Below are 15728 nucleotides of genomic sequence, written 5' to 3'. Positions count from 1 at the left end.
ATCGGCGGGCCGCGCACGGGCGGCCCTGGCGGCGATGGCGACCATGGTGACGGCTGCGGCCCTGCTGGCGGGCTGCGCGCTCTCGCCTGGCATGCAGGCGCCATCGAGCGTCACGCAGGCGAAGGCCGCGACCGACGCCGCGCGTTCAGGCGGAAAGGGTGATCAACCGCCGCCAGGCGCGCTCATCGAGATCAACAACGAACTGGTCGCGAAGGAAGCCGCAGCGAGACCGTCGAATGTCCCGCCAAACGTCGAGACGCTGTTCGGCACGCCCAAGCCCTACACGCTCGGGCCCGGCGACGTGCTGAGCATCGTCGTGTGGGATCACCCCGAGATGAATCTGCCGACGAACGGCGGCGGCGGCGGTGGCAGCGGGCAGCAGGACCAGAGCGCGAGTCAGGTGCAGTCGGGCTATACCGTCGACTCGTCGGGTGCGATCCAGGTGGCGTACGTGGGTCCGATCCACGTGGCGGGGCTCACCGAGATGCAAGCCCGCGACCTCGTGTCGAAGAAGCTCGCCTACTACCTGAACAAACCCCAGGTGACGCTGCGCATCGAGTCGTACCGCAGCCGGCGCGTATACGTGGACGGCGAAGTGCGCACGCCCGGTCTCATGGTGCTCAACGACATGACGATGTCGCTGCCCGAGGCGATCAACCGCGCGGGCGGCTTCACGGCGAACGGCGACCGCTCGCGGGTTAGCGTCACGCGCGGCGACAAGACGACCATGGTGAACATTCCCGACATGATCAAGAAGGGCGTGAACCCGGACAAGATCCTGCTGCAGAACGGCGACCTCGTGCGCGTGTATTCGGCGAACGAAAGCCGCGTGTTCGTGCTCGGCGAAGTCGGACACCCGGGGCCCTTGCCGTTCGATAACGGCCACCTCTCGCTGAACGACGCGCTAGGCAACGCAGGCGGCGTCAGCCAGGGTTCGGGCGACGCCTCGCAGGTGTACGTCGTGCGCGGGCAGAAGGAGGGACACCGTCAGGTCTTCCACCTCGACGCGTCGTCGCCGGAAGCCATGGCCACGGCCGACGAGTTCGAGTTGCAGCCGAACGATGTCGTGTTCGTCGACGCGTCGGCGCTCGTGAAGTGGAGCCGCGTCATCAACCTGATCCTGCCGAGTACGCAGGCGGCCGCAGCGGGCCGGGCGGTGGGTTACGGCGGATACTAGCCGGCGGGGTTCGTATGAGTATGAGTATGAGTATGAGTATGAGTATGAGCATGAGCATGAGCAGGCCTTCGGGCCTGCTCGTGCGTTGCATGAATCTGCTTGAAACGAGCCAGCTTCGCGCCGCCCTTATGCCTTGGGCGGCTTGCCCTCCTCGAAACGCCAGCGGATAAAGCGGCACGGATTGCCGCCATACACGCCGCCGGCTTCCAGCGAACGATGCACGACCGAGAGCGGCGTCACGACCGCCGAGCGCCCGATCGTCACGCCCATCTGCACCACGCATTTCGACGAGACCCACGCACCGTCCTCGATCACGATCGGCGCGACGTGCAGGTCCATGTTCGTGCGCATGTCGTGCGAGCCGGCGCTGAGAAACGCGCCCTGCGAAAGGCAGACGTTCGAGCCGATGCGGATGGGCGCCTGGTTGTAGATCCAGACGTCCACGCCGATCCAGCAGTTGTCGCCCATTTCCAGATTCCACGGCGCTTTCACGCGCATGGGATGGACGAGGCGGCAACCCTGGCCGACCTTCGCGCCGAACAGGCGCAGCAGGCCTACGCGCAGCGCGGACAGCGGCAGCAGACGGTTGTCGAGCACGCAGGCCTCGACCAGATACCACGCGGCCTGCACGAACTTGCCCCGGCGCGCGACGAAGTTGCCCTTGCCCGCACGACTCAAATCGATCACGCGGATTTCCGCGGCTCGCGCGTCGTTTGCGGCTTGTGGCGGCACGACGCCTGCGGGCGGCGCTTCGCCCGCTCCATCCCTACGGCCGGCCGCGCCGACGTTCCCTTTGCGGGCCCCTAGACCTTCGACCGCTTCCGTCATGAACGCTCCTTGCCCATCCGGGTCGGTTCCTGTTGGCTTCCTGCGATTGCGAGCCTGGCGGCCCGCATAACGGGACGCATCAGGCCACGATTTCATTATCAGGCGGCCACCGCATCGCCTCATACGCGTGGCCGACACGGCAGGGGTTTTGGCGCAGCGGCGCGACGCGCGATAGGCAACATGAAGGCTTGACGCCGCATCGTTCGCGGCGCGCGGGATCAATGCCATGTCCAGTTTTTCACATCATCGATTTGCGCCTTATGTACTCGCCGCCGCGCTGCAAGCTGCGTGCGCCGCGTGGCCGTGCGCGGCATTTGCGCAGAACGCCCCGTACGGCGCCGGGGGCTCCCCCGCTGCCGCGAGTGACCAGAGTCGCCAGGGCAGCCAGGGCGACACCCGCACGGGCGCCGTGCAGCGCCAGCAACAGGACGAACAGCGCCTGCTCGGCGGTCCGGGCACTTCTGACAACCCGTACAGCGTGACCCCCTACAGCAGCAACGGCGCTTCGCCAGACGACGCGCGAGACGCGCTCACGAACGAAAAGCACATGCACGTCGTAACGCCTGGCGATTACGCAGCGAGCGCGGTGAGCGCCAACGGTGGCAGGGGCGACAGAAGCAGCACTTCGAGCGCAGGCGGCAGGGGCGCCGCGAACCACAGCAGGATCGGCGCGAACGGCATGTCGCGCGCCGGCAATGCGGTGGCGAGGAGCACCGGTGGGGCCGGTGCGGGGGGTCCTGCGGGGAAAGGCCGCTCGACGGCTGGCTATGACTACGGCGCCAGCCAGACCTCGCCAACTGCGCAGGTCTATGGCAATCCGTATGGCAGCCCGTACGGGTCGCCGGACCAGTCCAACTCCGAACTCTACAAGTCGCCCTGGTAAGCCTCCGCCAGCGGTCCGGGACAGCCCGAGGCCACCATCATCGCGGCCTCGGGCGCAGTCGCTCATACATCGGACTGCTCGACCTCCGGCAACGTCGATCCGCCTTCGCCTGCCTGACGCGCAGGTTGCTGCGCCGATGCAGCGCCACTTGCCGCGCTCTGCGGCTCGACCTGCGTCTGGCCAGCCGGCTCGGCGACTTCACCTGCCAGACCGGCAAGCCTCGCCTCGAGCACGTCGAAGATCGCTTGCGGTGACAGCATGCGCTTCGCGTAGCGACGCGCGGCATGGCCAAGCTCGGCGCGGCGCGCGGGGTCGCCGGCCAGATCGACGATCGCCGCAGCGAGCGCCCCGCTATCCTCGGGCGGCACCACAATCCCGTGGTCCGAGACCACGTCGAAGAGACTCGTGCCGGGCCGCGCCATGGCGACCACCGCACGGCCGCTCGCGAGCATGCCGGTGAGTTTCGAGGGCATCACGAGGTCGGCAGCGTCGGCGCGCTGCGGCAGCACGTGGATATCGGCCACGTTCAGCAGCTCGTTGAGCATCGAAGACGGCTGCAGCGGCAGCACATGACAGTTCGGGAGCGGCTCGCAACGCGCCATCAGCTCGCGCTTGGCCGCGCCGTCGCCGCAGAACACGAAGCTGATGTCGGGCCGCGCGGCGAGCGCCGTTGCGACGTCCGCGAGAATTTCGATGCCCTGCTTCGCCCCCATGTTCCCCGAGTAGAGGACGACGGTGTTGTCCTGCGGGATACCGAGGCGACGCCGGAACGCGCTCGGATACGGCAGCGGGAAGATCGTCTGGGTGTCGACCCAGTTCGGCAGGCACACGGCGCGCGCGGCGTCCACACCCTTGTCGATGGCGCGCTCGACCATGCGCGCCGAAATCGACGAGACGACGTCGAAGCGCCGCAGCAGCCAGCGTTCGCCGGCAAGGGCCGCGCGCCCGAGACGCGACCCCTGGCCGCCGCGCAGCAGCCCGAGGTCGAATGCCGCATCGACTTCGAAGTCCTGAATATGCAGCCAGCTGCGCGCGCCGACGGCACGTGCGAGCATGAGGGCGCCGGGCGCGCAGAAGAGCGTCGGCACGATCAGCATGACCGCCTCAGGCCGCCACGCCGCGAGGCGCGCGAGAAGCGGCAGCGACGAGAGCGCGAAGCTCGCCAGATGCACGATGCGTTTGAAGCCGCCCTGCCGGGTCGGCACCCACAGCGGCGCTCGCCAGACGCCCACGCCGCGCAACGTTTCGCGTTGATAACGCCCCGCGCGATAGCCTTCATGCACGCGCCACTGCGGGTAATAAGGCGGCGCGCAGATCACGCGCACCTCGTGGCCGTGCGCCGCGAGCAGCTCCGCCATTTCGGCTGTGTATTTGCCGACGCCTGTGACTTCGGGCGCGTAATTAAGTCCGTAGATCAGGATTCTCATTGCGTTGCTTCCGTCCCTGAACTGCTGTGTGCCGCTTTTAATCGTCTCGCGCGCCGAGCGAAAAAAAGCGGGCGTCGTGCATCCGGTCCGCGCACGACGCCCACCACCAACCAGACGCCTGTTCCCTTTCGTCCTGTTGAGCCGATTGTTTAAAAGCCATCGGTCCCGTCAGGCCACGTCAAGCCCGCATGCCCGCCTCGTACGCCGGCGCGGCATGGGTTTGCAGAAAATCGTCGTAGGTGCGGGCGAGCCCCTCCTGGAGGCCAATGTGCGCGTGCCAGCCCAGGTCGCCCAGGCGCGACACGTCGAGCAGCTTGCGCGGCGTGCCGTCGGGCTTGGTCGAATCGAATACCAGTTCGCCTTCGAAGCCCACCACGTCGCACACGCGCTGCGCGAGGTCGCGGATCGACAGGTCCTCGCCGACGCCGACGTTGTACACGCCGTCGCCGGTCTCGTGCTCGAGCACGAAGATCGTCGCATCGGCGAGATCGTCGACGTGCAGGAACTCGCGGCGCGGCCTGCCCGAACCCCAGACGGTCAGCGTGCGCTGGCCGTTGCCGCGCGCCTCGTGCGCCTTGCGGATCAGCGCGGGCAGCACATGGCTGCTGCCGAGGTCGTAGTTGTCATTGGGGCCGTACAGGTTGGTCGGCATGAGCGAGACGAAATGCGTGCCGTACTGGCGGTTGTACGCTTCGCAGAGCTTCAGGCCCGCGATCTTCGCGATCGCGTAGGCCTCGTTGGTCGGCTCGAGCGGCGAAGTGAGCAGATAGTCTTCGCGGATCGGCTGCGGGCATTCGCGCGGATAAATGCACGACGAGCCGAAGAACACGAGGCGCTGCACGCCCGCGTTGTACGAGGCCCGGATCACGTTGGTCTCGATCGCCAGATTGTCCCAGGCGAACTGTGCGGGCTGCGTCGAATTCGCGAGGATACCGCCCACGCGCGCGGCCGCGAGCAGCACCGCGTCGATGTGCTCGCCTTCGAAGAAGGCGTCAACCGCGGCCTGATCGGTGAGGTCGAGCTCCGCGTGGGGACGCGTGACGAGGTTATGGTAGCCGTGCGCCTGCAACGCGCGCACGAGTGCTGAGCCCACCATACCGCGGTGGCCGGCAACGAAGATTCGGGAGTTCTTGTCCATGGCATCTCACTCGTGATGTTCGAGAGCCTTGAAGCCGGCCAGCGTGACGAGCGCGTCGCGCCGGGCGGCCTGATAGTCGGCTCGCACCATTTCCTTGACGAGCGCCTGGAACGAAGTGGCTGGCTTCCAGCCCAGCTTCTCCTGCGCCTTGGAGGCGTCGCCAAGCAGCGTCTCGACCTCGGCCGGGCGGAAGTAGCGCGGGTCGACCCGCAGGATCACCTGCCCCGCTTCGAGCCGCATCTCACGCGAGTCGACGTGGTCGACAATGCCGACCTCATCGACACCGCTGCCCTCGAAACGCACAGTGATGCCCAGTTCCGCCGCCGCCGCGCGCACGAAGTCGCGTACGCTGTACTGCACACCCGTTGCGATCACGAAGTCCTCGGGCTGCTCCTGCTGGAGCATGCGCCACTGCATGTCGACGTAATCGCGCGCATGGCCCCAGTCGCGCATGGCCGAGAGGTTGCCGAGATACAGCTCCTTCTGCAACCCGACGGCGATGCGCGCAATCGCACGCGTGATCTTGCGCGTGACGAAGGTCTCGCCACGCTGCGGCGACTCGTGGTTGAAGAGAATGCCGTTGCACGCGTAGATGCCATACGCCTCGCGGTAGTTCACCGTGGTCCAGTACGCGAACAGCTTCGCGACCGCATACGGGCTGCGCGGGTAGAACGGCGTGGTTTCGCGCTGCGGAACTTCCTGCACGAGCCCGTAAAGTTCAGAGGTCGAAGCCTGGTAGAAGCGCGTTTTCTTCGCGAGGCCGAGAATGCGGATCGCTTCCAGAATGCGCAGCGTGCCGAGACCGTCCGCGTTCGCGGTGTATTCGGGCTCGTCGAACGACACGGCCACGTGGCTCTGCGCGGCGAGGTTGTAGACTTCGTCGGGCGATATCTCCTGGACCACGCGCAACAGCGCCGTAGTGTCTGTCATTTCGCCGTGATGCAGGTGGATGCCGGGCTCCGAGTCGTGTGCATCGCGATACAGGTGATCGATGCGGTCCGTGTTGAAGAGCGATGAGCGGCGCTTGATGCCGTGCACCTCATAGCCTTTGTTCAAAAGCAGTTCTGCCAGATACGAACCGTCCTGACCGGTGATGCCGGTAATCAAAGCAACTTTACGAGCCATTGCCATCGTTCTCTCCTCGCGTGCGCGAAATGGGATTCGGTGGTTTTCATCATCGACGGGCGGCCCGAAAACCGACCGTCAACCTGCTGCTACCCTGCAATGCTTTCGTAACCGTAGTAACCGCCGCGATACCCGCCGCCGATGAACGCGCCCGTCTTCGGCACGTCGGTGAGCAGCACGCCACGCAGATTCACGCCGCCGATGCGCAGGCGCTTGACCGTTTCCTCGAGCTCCGAAATCGGGTGGCGGCCATGGCGGATCGCGAGAAGTGTCGTACCCGCGTAGCGCCCGATGACCGTCGAGTCGGTCACCGCGAGCACCGGCGGCGTGTCGACGATCACGAGGTCATACCGCGCCCCCAGTTCTTCGAGCAGCGACTCGAAGCGTGGGCTCATCAACAGTTCGGACGGATGCGAATGCAGCGAGCCCTTGGCGAGCACGTCGAGCCCGGGCAGCACCTCGTGCTGGATCGCCTGGTCCAGATCGGCGCCGAGCAACACGTCGGAGAGACCCGGCTGGTGCACGATGCCGAAGTGCGAGTGCACGTCGCCACGCCGCATGTCGCCGTCGACGATCAGCACGCGCTTGTTCACTGAGGCGACCAGCGCGGAGAGATTGACCGAGAGGAATGATTTGCCGATGTCGGGCCGTGAGCCCGTAAGCATCACGATGTTGTTGCGCGCGTCGTTGAGGGTGAGCTGCAGCGAAGTCCGCAGGCTGCGCACGCCTTCCACCGCGACGTCTTGGGGATTCTGCTGCGCGAGCACGTGCAGTCCGCGCCGGCGCGACGACACGTGATGCTGCAACCGCAGCTGCTGCGGACTGCGCGGCACCACGGCGAAGACCGGCACGCCAAGCGCGGCTTCGAGCTCGTCCGGACGCTCCACACCGCCGTACAGCGACTTGCGCACGAACGCGACGAGCACGCCCAGCACGAGCCCCGCACCGATCGCGATCGCAATCACGAGCAGCTTCTTCGGACGCACGGGATCATCCGGTGGTTCGGCGAAATCGACCACGCGCACGTCGCCCACCTGGCCCGCGCGCGCCACACGCAGTTGCTGGGCGCTGTTCAGGAGGCTCGTGTAAAGCTCCGTACTCACATGCACGTCGCGCAAGAGCCGCACGGCGGACTGTTCCGTATCCGGCAGTTGCGCCACATTACGCGTGAGTTGCGACTGTGCGGCTTGCAGCGTGCCGATCTGCGCATCGAGCGCCTGAACGGCCGGGTGATGCTCGGTGAAACGCTGCGCGAGTTCCGCGCGTTGCTGCCGCAGGTCTTCGAGACGGATCTTGTTGTCGCTCACCTGCTGGAGCAGCAGCCGGCTTTCTTCGCCGAGATCGACGGTGCCGTGCTCGTTACGGAACTTGTTGTACTTCTGCTCGGCGGCATCGACCTGCGAGCGCAATTGCGGCAGCTGATCGTCGAGGAACGCGAGCATGTGTTCCGCTTCCGCTGAACGGCTCGCGATGTCCTGCTTGATGAACTCGTGCGCCACGTTGTTGAGGATCGCAGCCGTCGTCTTGCTGTTGTGGCCTTCGAGACTCGCGCGGATCACACCGGACTGCAGCCCGACCTCCTGGATCTGCAGCGAATTCTCCAGCCGGTCGACAGTGGTTAGCGTCGAGGCGCGCGTGAGCAGGAAAGGCGTTCCGGGCGGCCCGCTCAAACTATCGACGTGCAGCGCGATCGGCCCGACCGCCGTGTTCGCGCTCACGTCCTCGCCCACGCGGCCCTGCAGGAGCGGAATGCCGTCGGGGTCGCGCAGCGTGAAGGTGCCGGGCTCTTCGCCGGCGACGATCGTGAAGTCGCGCTCATACATCGCCTCGGGCGTATCAAAGCGCGACACCTTGATGTCGCCGCCGCCCCAGGCGTAGCCGGATGGCCGAAGGAACCCGGGCAGGTGGTGCGCCCAGGGCGCACTCATGATGCCCGAGAGCATGCCGCCGATCACGGGCATTTCGCGCGGCCGCGCCGAAATATCGAGGTGCAGCTTGCGCACCGTTTCCTCGGTCACGTTGCGCGACTTCAGCATTTCGATCACGCCGTTCGCGGTCGACTTCTCGTCGAACATGCCCGTGAGCGGCGGCAGGCTGCTGTCCTTCTTGCTGGCGTCGCCCTTGTCGACGAGGTGGAACAGCACGTCGGCCCGATAGGTCGGCGTGGCGAGAAACGCATAGGCTGCGCCGAGCAGCGTGACGGCAAGCGTCACGATCGCGATGGCGCGCCAGTTCGCCACCATCGTTTGCAGGTAATCGCCTAGGTATCGCTCGTCGGCGCCTGCTGCGCCATAGTAAGCGCCGTCATAATTCATCGCCATCTTGCTTCTCCCGAAACCTGGTGTTGCTTGCTGGTGATGCTTGCTCGAATGCGCCGCTGCGCTCAATACGCGTTGCGGCCAACCAGACCGTGAATGATCGTGGCCGCGATGATGCGCATATCGAGCCAGAACGACCAATGGCCAAGGTAATAAAGATCGTGCGCTACGCGCATTTCCATCTTTTCGAGGCGATCGGTCTCGCCGCGAAATCCATTGACCTGCGCCCAGCCGGTAATGCCGGGCTTGATGCGATAGCGGTGGATGTAACCCTTCACCACGCTCTGATAGAGATCGTCGTGCTCGAGCGCATGCGGGCGGGGTCCGACCACCGACATGTCGCCGCGCAACACGTTGTAGAACTGCGGCAATTCATCGAGGCTCGTGCGGCGCAGGAGCGCTCCGAGACGTGTCACGCGCGGGTCATGGCGCGTCGCCTGACTCACCGTCCCGGGCGCCTCCTTGTGCTCGCGCATCGTACGGAACTTGTAGATCGTGAACACGCGGCCATCGGCGCCCTTGCGTCGCTGCCTGAACAGCACCGGCCCCGGCGAGGAACACTTCACCGCAATGGCAATGCCGATGAGAAGCGGCATGAGGCTCACGAGCGCAAGCGCTGCGAACACGCGGTCGAACAACGCCTTCTTGAACTGCGCGCTCGCGGGCAGCGGCGAGGCAACGAGGTTGATCGCCGGCACGCCGAGCAACTCGATCACCGTACTGGTATCGAACAGCGCCAGCGAGCGCACATCCGGAATGAAGCGGATGTTCACGAGGTCGTTGCGAAACTCGCTGACGAGCCGCACCACCGTGCGCTCCTCCGCAAGCGAAAGGGCGAGCCACAATTCGTGCACGTCATGCTCGCGGATGTGCTGCGCAAACGCCTCGATCGTCTCGCACACCGGCGCGTATTTCTCGCTCGCGGGACGCGCCGATTGCGGCATCGTGTTGTAGAGCGCGCTCGCGCGAAAACCGGAGCCCGGCTCCGCATCGATGCGCCGCACAATCTCGTCGCACTGCGACGCGGAACCTGCAATGGCGACCTGATGAAGGTTCATGCCCGCGCGCCGCATGTGCGCAAGCACACCGTGCGCGAAAACTCGCCACGTAATGAGCAAGCCGCCTGCAAGCGCAGTCCAGTAAGCGAACCACAGACGCGAAACGACATCGACATGGTGCATCGTCGAGTACATCGAGATCAGTGCGCAACCCTGCACCACGAGCCAGGCAAGCGACACCTGACCCGCGAGCAACGCTTTGGAGCGGCCGCGCCACGACTGGTAAAGCTCGAACGCCGGAAAGATCACGAGAGCGAAGGCTGCCGAGAGCAGCACGAAAGCTTCGTTCACGCCACGCGGCACGATATCTTCGAAGCGGATCTCCGAAGCCACGCTCGCGCCGATCATTACGGCAGATACGTCGAGCACTCTCGCCATCAAGTTTTGTAGCTCGCGCATGCTTTCTCCCTTTTTTCTCTCCCTGCAAGCCGTGCCGCCAGCCTCAACCGCAGCGGCCGTACGTATCGTCGAGACGAACGATGTCGTCCTCTCCCAGATACGCTCCCGACTGCACCTCGATGATTTCGAGCGGCACCTTGCCCGGGTTTTCCAGCCGGTGACGCACACCGAGCGGAATGTAAGTGGACTCGTTTTCCGTCATAAGAAAGGATTCCTCACCACGAGTGACGAGCGCGGTGCCACGCACGACCGTCCAGTGCTCGGCGCGATGGTGATGCAGTTGCAGCGAGAGCCGTGCGCCCGGCGTGACGACGATGCGCTTGACCTGGAAGCGCTCCCCCGAATCGATCGAATCGTAAAAGCCCCACGGACGTTGCACCTTGCGATGCGACGCCGCCTCGGGCGCGTGTTCCGCCTTGATTCGTGCAACGAGCCCCTTCACGTCCTGCACCTTCGAGCGGTCGGCGACGAGCACCGCATCTGCCGTTTCGACCACCACGAGGTTGGACGTGCCCACGCAAGCCACGAGCCTGCCGTCGGAGTGCGCGTAAGTCGCGACCGCTCCTTCGAATACCACGCGCCCGCGTCCGACGTTGCCGTCTTCGTCCTTTTCCATTGCCGCCCATACGGCGTCCCACGAGCCGAGGTCGGACCAGCCCGCGTCGAGCGCGACTACCACGCCCTCGGGCGTCCAGCCGTTGCTGGCCGACAGCCGTTCCATGACCGCGTAGTCGATCGAGTCGGACGGGGCACGCTTGAAGGCATCGGCGGCCGGCCGGAACGCAGGGCCGTCCTGCTGGCCATCGACGAACGCGGCAAGGCACGCCGCATGCATATCGGGCTGCAGCGCGCGCAGTGAATCGAGCCACACGCTCGCACGCATCACGAAGATGCCGCTGTTCCACCAGTAGCCGCCCTGCGCGATGTATTGCGTAGCGAGTTCCGGCGCGGGCTTTTCGACGAAACCGTCGATACGATGCGCGCCGTCGGCAAGCGCCTCGCCGACGCGGATGTAACCAAACCCCGTTTCAGGCGAACGCGGCGGCACGCCCAGCGTGACGATGGCGCCGCGCTGCGCGTGGCGCGCTGCGCATTCGAGCGCGCGCTGCAGGGCGTCCACGTCGGCGATCGCATGGTCCGACGGCATGACGATGAGAATCGCGTCGTCGCCGTTTGCGCACGCAAGCGCCGCAGCGAGCGTGAGCGCCGGCGCCGTGTCGCGCCGCGCCGGCTCGACCACGAGCCGCGCGTCCATGCCACATGCACGCAACTGATCGACGATCACGAAACGGTGTTCTTCACCACATACGACGATTGGCGAACTCGAGACCTCCCACTCTGACGAAAAGCCGTCGAGGCGATGCACAGTTGCCTGCAGCAGTGTATCGCTGCCCACCACACCAATTAGCTGCTTAGGGAATTGTTCGCGCGACATCGGCCACAAGCGGGTACCGGAACCGCCCGCCAGTACCACGGGCACGATGCGCGTGCAAGGCGTGGCGTCTTCGCGCGCTGGACGCGGCTCGCTTTGCGCACGGGCCTGACTTTGTCCTTCGTGAATCGATGACCTTTCATTCATCTTCGGACTCCTTCATATCGGGCAGGATCACCTCGGCTCGCGAACAGCGACCCCGTTTGTAACGGAGTGCGACCGTTGTTACCGCGGCGTTACGATACAGCGACGCCGGCCTCGCGGCGGCTTTGCTCGCGGTATTCGGTGGGCGAAATCATCATGCGTTTGCGAAAGATCTTGGCGAGGCGATCGCCATTGCCCATGCCGGTGCGGCGCGCGATCTTGTCGACCGGCAATTCCGAATCGGTGAGCAGGCTGCAGGTAATCGCAAGCCGCGCATGCAGTAAGTAATCAGATGGCGTGATGCCCATCTCGAGCTTGAAGCGGCGCAGAAAGTTACGCTCGCTCATCGCGGCGACCTGCGCAGCGTCCGCTATCGAAATGGCCCGCTGACAGTTTTCCTGGAGCCAGCGCGCCGCTGCACGCACTTTGTCAGCTGGCGCACTACCCAGCGCATCGCCGAGGAATGGCAACAGGTTGCCGCCCGAATCGGGCATGAGCCGCTCAGTCACCGCGCGCGCAACATCCACGCCCAGGTCTCGCTTGACCAGCGTGAGCGCGCTCTTCATCGACTCGAGCCGGTCGCCGGCGTCACCGCCCGCTTCCTCGCGTCCCGTTTGCATCGCATACGAGCCGAACTCGTGCTGCGTGCGCTGGCCGCACAGACTCGCTGCTTCGAGCAGTGAACGGCCTTCACCAATCGGACGAATAGTGCCGGTATTCGCATGCACGCGACGCAACCATGCGACGAGACGTTCGTCGTTGGCGGCCGCGAAGGCACCCTTTCCACCCGCCACGAACAGCGCGTCGAAACCGACGTAGTGGCGAGCATCGAGTCCATCTGTCCAGACCCGTACCGACGACGAGCACGTCACGTTGCCGCCATCGGCCGAAAGGATGCTTACATCGTAAGGCGAACTACGAGCGGTGTCTGTCGAGAGCTCGTTCGCTACATGAAACACTTCAGCCACGATACCGGCGCCGAGGAGCGAACAACCATCGAACAGCAGAATTGCGATATGACGCACCTCTCGACTGATGCCCGCGGTGACTAGATGCGGGCGACTGAACGACGGCAAATCCACACTTGCGTACGCCATGCTTTTCCCCTAAACAATCCCCCGTACCAAGCGAAAAGTCCCGGTAATAGCATTTCGATAGCATTCCATGTGCAGTGCATCATAGGCAGAGAAAAATTCCCGCAACGATGACTGACCGAAACTGGCGAGACATTGGCGCATTTAGTCCGGTCGAGGACCGATTAGATGGTTGGGCGCCAAATCAAATGACAAAAAGCAAACTGCGTGAAAGGCAATTGGTTCGATTACATCGAATTGGCCAAAAGTGCCTGATAATCGTTACAGGCAGGTATATTCGCCTTTGTTACTACAAAATCGTTTGACGCCTTCCGATCGATGCGTACGCACGGGATGGAAGCGAAACGGGCAATTAAAGACCGCGCGTCTATTCGTCTGATTAAACGATGTTTAAGAAGCTTTGAACTCCGATTTCGAGCATGCCTGGCGCATTTTAAACCCGTTAAATCCTGTTTGCGCCGCACAATAAAAAAATTCACAAAAAGCCGCTTTATATGCTCGGGCTCCGCGAGCACTGCACAACCCTGTCGCGGCGCTTCCCGGAGAAATTGCGCACAATGCCTGGAGGCTGGCGTCAAATGACTGGCTCGAACAACTAGTCTTACCCTTTCATGCTGTGAGGAACCTGCCAATGACATTGCGACCAGCCCTTGCATCTGCACTTGTGAACCCTCCTCCGGCGCGCGGATCGCGCGCTTTTTCATGGGTGCCGGCCGCCACGCTCGTGCTTAGCGTCCTCGGCGTGCTGCTCCCGGTGCTTAGTTGTCGCGCCGCCGACGCGCCCGTTTGCAGGAGCGCGGCCAGCCGCATGGCAACAGACACAGGCGACGATTCCATCTCCGCCGATACACCCGGCAGCGACGGAACACGCCTCTTTCCCCGCGGCAAGAGCGTGCGTATCGATGTGACCACACGCGCGACGGGCGACGACAAGGTGCAATGGCAGATCACGGATGCCTGGAGCCGCCCGCAAGCAAGCGGCAACTTCACGGTGGCAGCCGGCCCACGCGTCACGTCGCTCACCTGCACGCTGCCGCAGGCGGGCTACTTCGCGTTTTCGGCGTCGCTGGCTTCGCAGCCCTCTACGGGTTTGCCCCGACGTGGCACCCGGCCGGCCGGAATCACCACGTTCGGCCTGCTGCCCGACGTGAGTGGAGCACTTCCCGCACCCACCTTCGCGCGCCAGGACCTGCACCGCTTCGGTGGCCAAGGCTCAGCATATATCGCGCCCGGACAGCACTGCTGCGGCGGTGATGGCCTGCGGCCGCTCTACACCGACCTCGGTTTGGCGTGGGCCAACGACAAGCGGGGCTGGTACGTCATGGAGCCCAAAGGTCCGAATACGTTCGACGCGGCCTCCCCCCAGCTCGATCTACAGTTCAAGCCCGGCGACATCATGCGGTTGATCACGCTCGACGGCTTTCCCGGCTGGGCGAGTCCGAACGGCGAAGAGACCCACAGCTACGTGCCTTCGTCCTTACCCCAGTTGCGCGAATACATGTCGCGCGTAGGCGCGGAGTCCGCGCGCATCCGGGCACGCGTCTTCCCGCGCCAGACGCACGACTACTATCAGGTCACGTGGGAGCCCGACAAGGACGGCGGGCTGCCATGGAAAGATACGGACGCGCATTTCGTCGATCTCTACAAGACCGTCTACGAGGGCATACACGCCACCGACCCGGCGGCGATCGTGATGGGCCCGACCTATGCAGGCGTGCAGGGCAACACCGAGTGGCTCAAGAAGTTCGCACCGCTTGGGATTGCTAAATATCTCGATGGCGTGACGATCCACGGCTACTACGATTTCGGCACTAGCCCTTCGCATCCGCCGGAGCGTCTGTATGGCGCCCCCGAAAAAGGCACGCTTTCGCTACCCGAAGCCATGCGCGAGCTGCGCACGACGATGCGCGACCTGCTCAAGCCGGGCGCCCCGCTCGTCGTGACCGAAACGGGTATTAGTTACGACATCGGTACGAATTACGCAGCGAACTATCCCGACGCACAAACGCTCTACGCGCAGGGCGCGGTCGTCGCGCGCTCGCATCTGATCCTGCTGGGCGAAGGCGCGGATACGACGTTCATTTTCTATGGCGCGGACATGCCAGAGACGACACCCGGCTACGGCGTGTTTTTCGAACTCGAGCATCCGAAGGGCATGTACGGCGCCTCGAACATCAGCCCGAAGCCGGCCGCGCTCGCGGTCGCGACCATGACGCGGCTGATCGACGGTACGTATACACTCGGGCCGTTGCGGGGCACGCCCGCAGGCGTTTACGCCTACGCGTTCGCGCGTCCGGGCGGCGGCAAGGTAATCACGGCGCTGTGGAGCCACGACAACGCGCGCTGGAGCGCGAAGACCGGGTACGACGCGACGCGCGCGACGAACTATACGCTTCAGGTGGACGCGCGCGGGCGCTCAGGCAAGGTAAGCGTGTTCGACATGATGGGGAACCCGACCACCATGACTTACAACGACGGCATGCTCCCGCTGCGCCTGACCGAATCGCCTGTATACGTAGTGTCGGACAACGCCGAGATCGCCAGATCGAATGCCGTCACGCCTGCGGGCTACGTCGCGCCGAAGCCTTGAGGGCGAGGGCCAGGGCTCGCATCTTGGCCCACGATAGCGAGACTTAGGCGGCTCTGGACAGTGCAACGCGTTTTTGAGCCGCCTAGACTGCTGATGAACGCGACGCCTGATTGTC

General features: G+C 64.6%; 11 protein-coding genes. 3 read left to right on the top strand and 8 right to left on the bottom strand.

All coding sequences use genetic code 11. The features are described from left to right. The first annotated feature begins 34 nt into the window (after positions 1 to 34). Positions 35 to 1177 carry a polysaccharide biosynthesis/export family protein gene (locus AB3X99_RS09820; protein WP_368617040.1) on the top strand — a complete coding sequence of 381 codons (1143 nt, stop codon included), beginning with the start codon at positions 35 to 37 and terminating at the stop codon, positions 1175 to 1177. 126 nt (positions 1178 to 1303) lie between these two features. On the opposite strand, the gene AB3X99_RS09815 is transcribed toward AB3X99_RS09820, so the two are convergent. Continuing rightward, on the bottom strand, positions 1304 to 2005 hold the full coding sequence (locus AB3X99_RS09815; protein WP_368616774.1) for a putative colanic acid biosynthesis acetyltransferase: 702 nt from the start codon (positions 2003 to 2005) through the stop codon (positions 1304 to 1306). 226 nt (positions 2006 to 2231) lie between these two features. Between AB3X99_RS09815 and AB3X99_RS09810 the strand changes: the two genes are divergently transcribed. Continuing rightward, a complete protein-coding gene (locus AB3X99_RS09810) occupies positions 2232 to 2888 on the top strand; it encodes a hypothetical protein (RefSeq protein ID WP_368616773.1) in 657 nt (218 codons plus the stop codon). A 62-nt stretch (positions 2889 to 2950) separates the two neighbouring features. Here AB3X99_RS09810 and AB3X99_RS09805 read toward each other — a convergent pair whose 3' ends face one another. From AB3X99_RS09805 to AB3X99_RS09775, 7 genes are all read right to left on the bottom strand, one after another. Then, positions 2951 to 4315 (bottom strand): glycosyltransferase WbuB, encoded by a 1365-nt coding sequence (locus AB3X99_RS09805; RefSeq protein WP_368616772.1) that lies wholly within the window; start codon positions 4313 to 4315, stop codon positions 2951 to 2953. A gap of 178 nt (positions 4316 to 4493) precedes the next feature. Then, on the bottom strand, positions 4494 to 5453 hold the full coding sequence (locus AB3X99_RS09800) for a GDP-L-fucose synthase (RefSeq protein ID WP_069267805.1): 960 nt from the start codon (positions 5451 to 5453) through the stop codon (positions 4494 to 4496). Between the two features lie 6 nt (positions 5454 to 5459). Continuing rightward, positions 5460 to 6578 carry a GDP-mannose 4,6-dehydratase gene (gene gmd / locus AB3X99_RS09795; protein ID WP_069267834.1) on the bottom strand — a complete coding sequence of 373 codons (1119 nt, stop codon included), beginning with the start codon at positions 6576 to 6578 and terminating at the stop codon, positions 5460 to 5462. An 89-nt stretch (positions 6579 to 6667) separates the two neighbouring features. After that, the gene (locus AB3X99_RS09790; RefSeq protein WP_368616771.1) at positions 6668 to 8899 is read right to left on the bottom strand and encodes a polysaccharide biosynthesis tyrosine autokinase; all 2232 of its coding nucleotides are present in this window, start codon (positions 8897 to 8899) and stop codon (positions 6668 to 6670) included. Between the two features lie 62 nt (positions 8900 to 8961). Continuing rightward, positions 8962 to 10353, bottom strand: coding sequence for an undecaprenyl-phosphate glucose phosphotransferase (locus AB3X99_RS09785; protein ID WP_342947681.1), 1392 nt, complete (start codon positions 10351 to 10353; stop codon positions 8962 to 8964). Between the two features lie 43 nt (positions 10354 to 10396). Then, a complete protein-coding gene (locus AB3X99_RS09780) occupies positions 10397 to 11932 on the bottom strand; it encodes a mannose-1-phosphate guanylyltransferase/mannose-6-phosphate isomerase (RefSeq protein WP_069267808.1) in 1536 nt (511 codons plus the stop codon). 89 nt (positions 11933 to 12021) lie between these two features. Continuing rightward, on the bottom strand, positions 12022 to 13026 hold the full coding sequence (locus AB3X99_RS09775; RefSeq protein ID WP_069267809.1) for a GlxA family transcriptional regulator: 1005 nt from the start codon (positions 13024 to 13026) through the stop codon (positions 12022 to 12024). Between the two features lie 805 nt (positions 13027 to 13831). On the opposite strand from AB3X99_RS09775, the gene AB3X99_RS09770 reads away from it, so the two are divergent. Beyond that, positions 13832 to 15613 (top strand): hypothetical protein, encoded by a 1782-nt coding sequence (locus AB3X99_RS09770; protein WP_368616770.1) that lies wholly within the window; start codon positions 13832 to 13834, stop codon positions 15611 to 15613. Positions 15614 to 15728: the final 115 nt, after the last annotated feature.

The sequence above is a fragment of the Paraburkholderia sp. BR10882 genome (assembly GCF_040948855.1).
GTDB lineage: Bacteria > Pseudomonadota > Gammaproteobacteria > Burkholderiales > Burkholderiaceae > Paraburkholderia > Paraburkholderia nodosa_A.
This window is presented reverse-complemented; position numbering and strand designations above follow the sequence as displayed.

Excerpts from the sequence above, each read along its gene's own strand:
- AB3X99_RS09820 (WP_368617040.1), top strand. The coding sequence starts at position 35 with ATGGCGACCATGGTGACGGCTGCGGCCCTGCTGGCGGGCTGCGCGCTC.
- AB3X99_RS09815 (WP_368616774.1), bottom strand. The coding sequence starts at position 2,005 with ATGACGGAAGCGGTCGAAGGTCTAGGGGCCCGCAAAGGGAACGTCGGC.
- AB3X99_RS09810 (WP_368616773.1), top strand. The coding sequence starts at position 2,232 with ATGTCCAGTTTTTCACATCATCGATTTGCGCCTTATGTACTCGCCGCC.
- AB3X99_RS09805 (WP_368616772.1), bottom strand. The coding sequence starts at position 4,315 with ATGAGAATCCTGATCTACGGACTTAATTACGCGCCCGAAGTCACAGGC.
- AB3X99_RS09800 (WP_069267805.1), bottom strand. The coding sequence starts at position 5,453 with ATGGACAAGAACTCCCGAATCTTCGTTGCCGGCCACCGCGGTATGGTG.
- gmd (WP_069267834.1), bottom strand. The coding sequence starts at position 6,578 with ATGGCTCGTAAAGTTGCTTTGATTACCGGCATCACCGGTCAGGACGGT.
- AB3X99_RS09790 (WP_368616771.1), bottom strand. The coding sequence starts at position 8,899 with ATGGCGATGAATTATGACGGCGCTTACTATGGCGCAGCAGGCGCCGAC.
- AB3X99_RS09785 (WP_342947681.1), bottom strand. The coding sequence starts at position 10,353 with ATGCGCGAGCTACAAAACTTGATGGCGAGAGTGCTCGACGTATCTGCC.
- AB3X99_RS09780 (WP_069267808.1), bottom strand. The coding sequence starts at position 11,932 with ATGAATGAAAGGTCATCGATTCACGAAGGACAAAGTCAGGCCCGTGCG.
- AB3X99_RS09775 (WP_069267809.1), bottom strand. The coding sequence starts at position 13,026 with ATGGCGTACGCAAGTGTGGATTTGCCGTCGTTCAGTCGCCCGCATCTA.
- AB3X99_RS09770 (WP_368616770.1), top strand. The coding sequence starts at position 13,832 with ATGGCAACAGACACAGGCGACGATTCCATCTCCGCCGATACACCCGGC.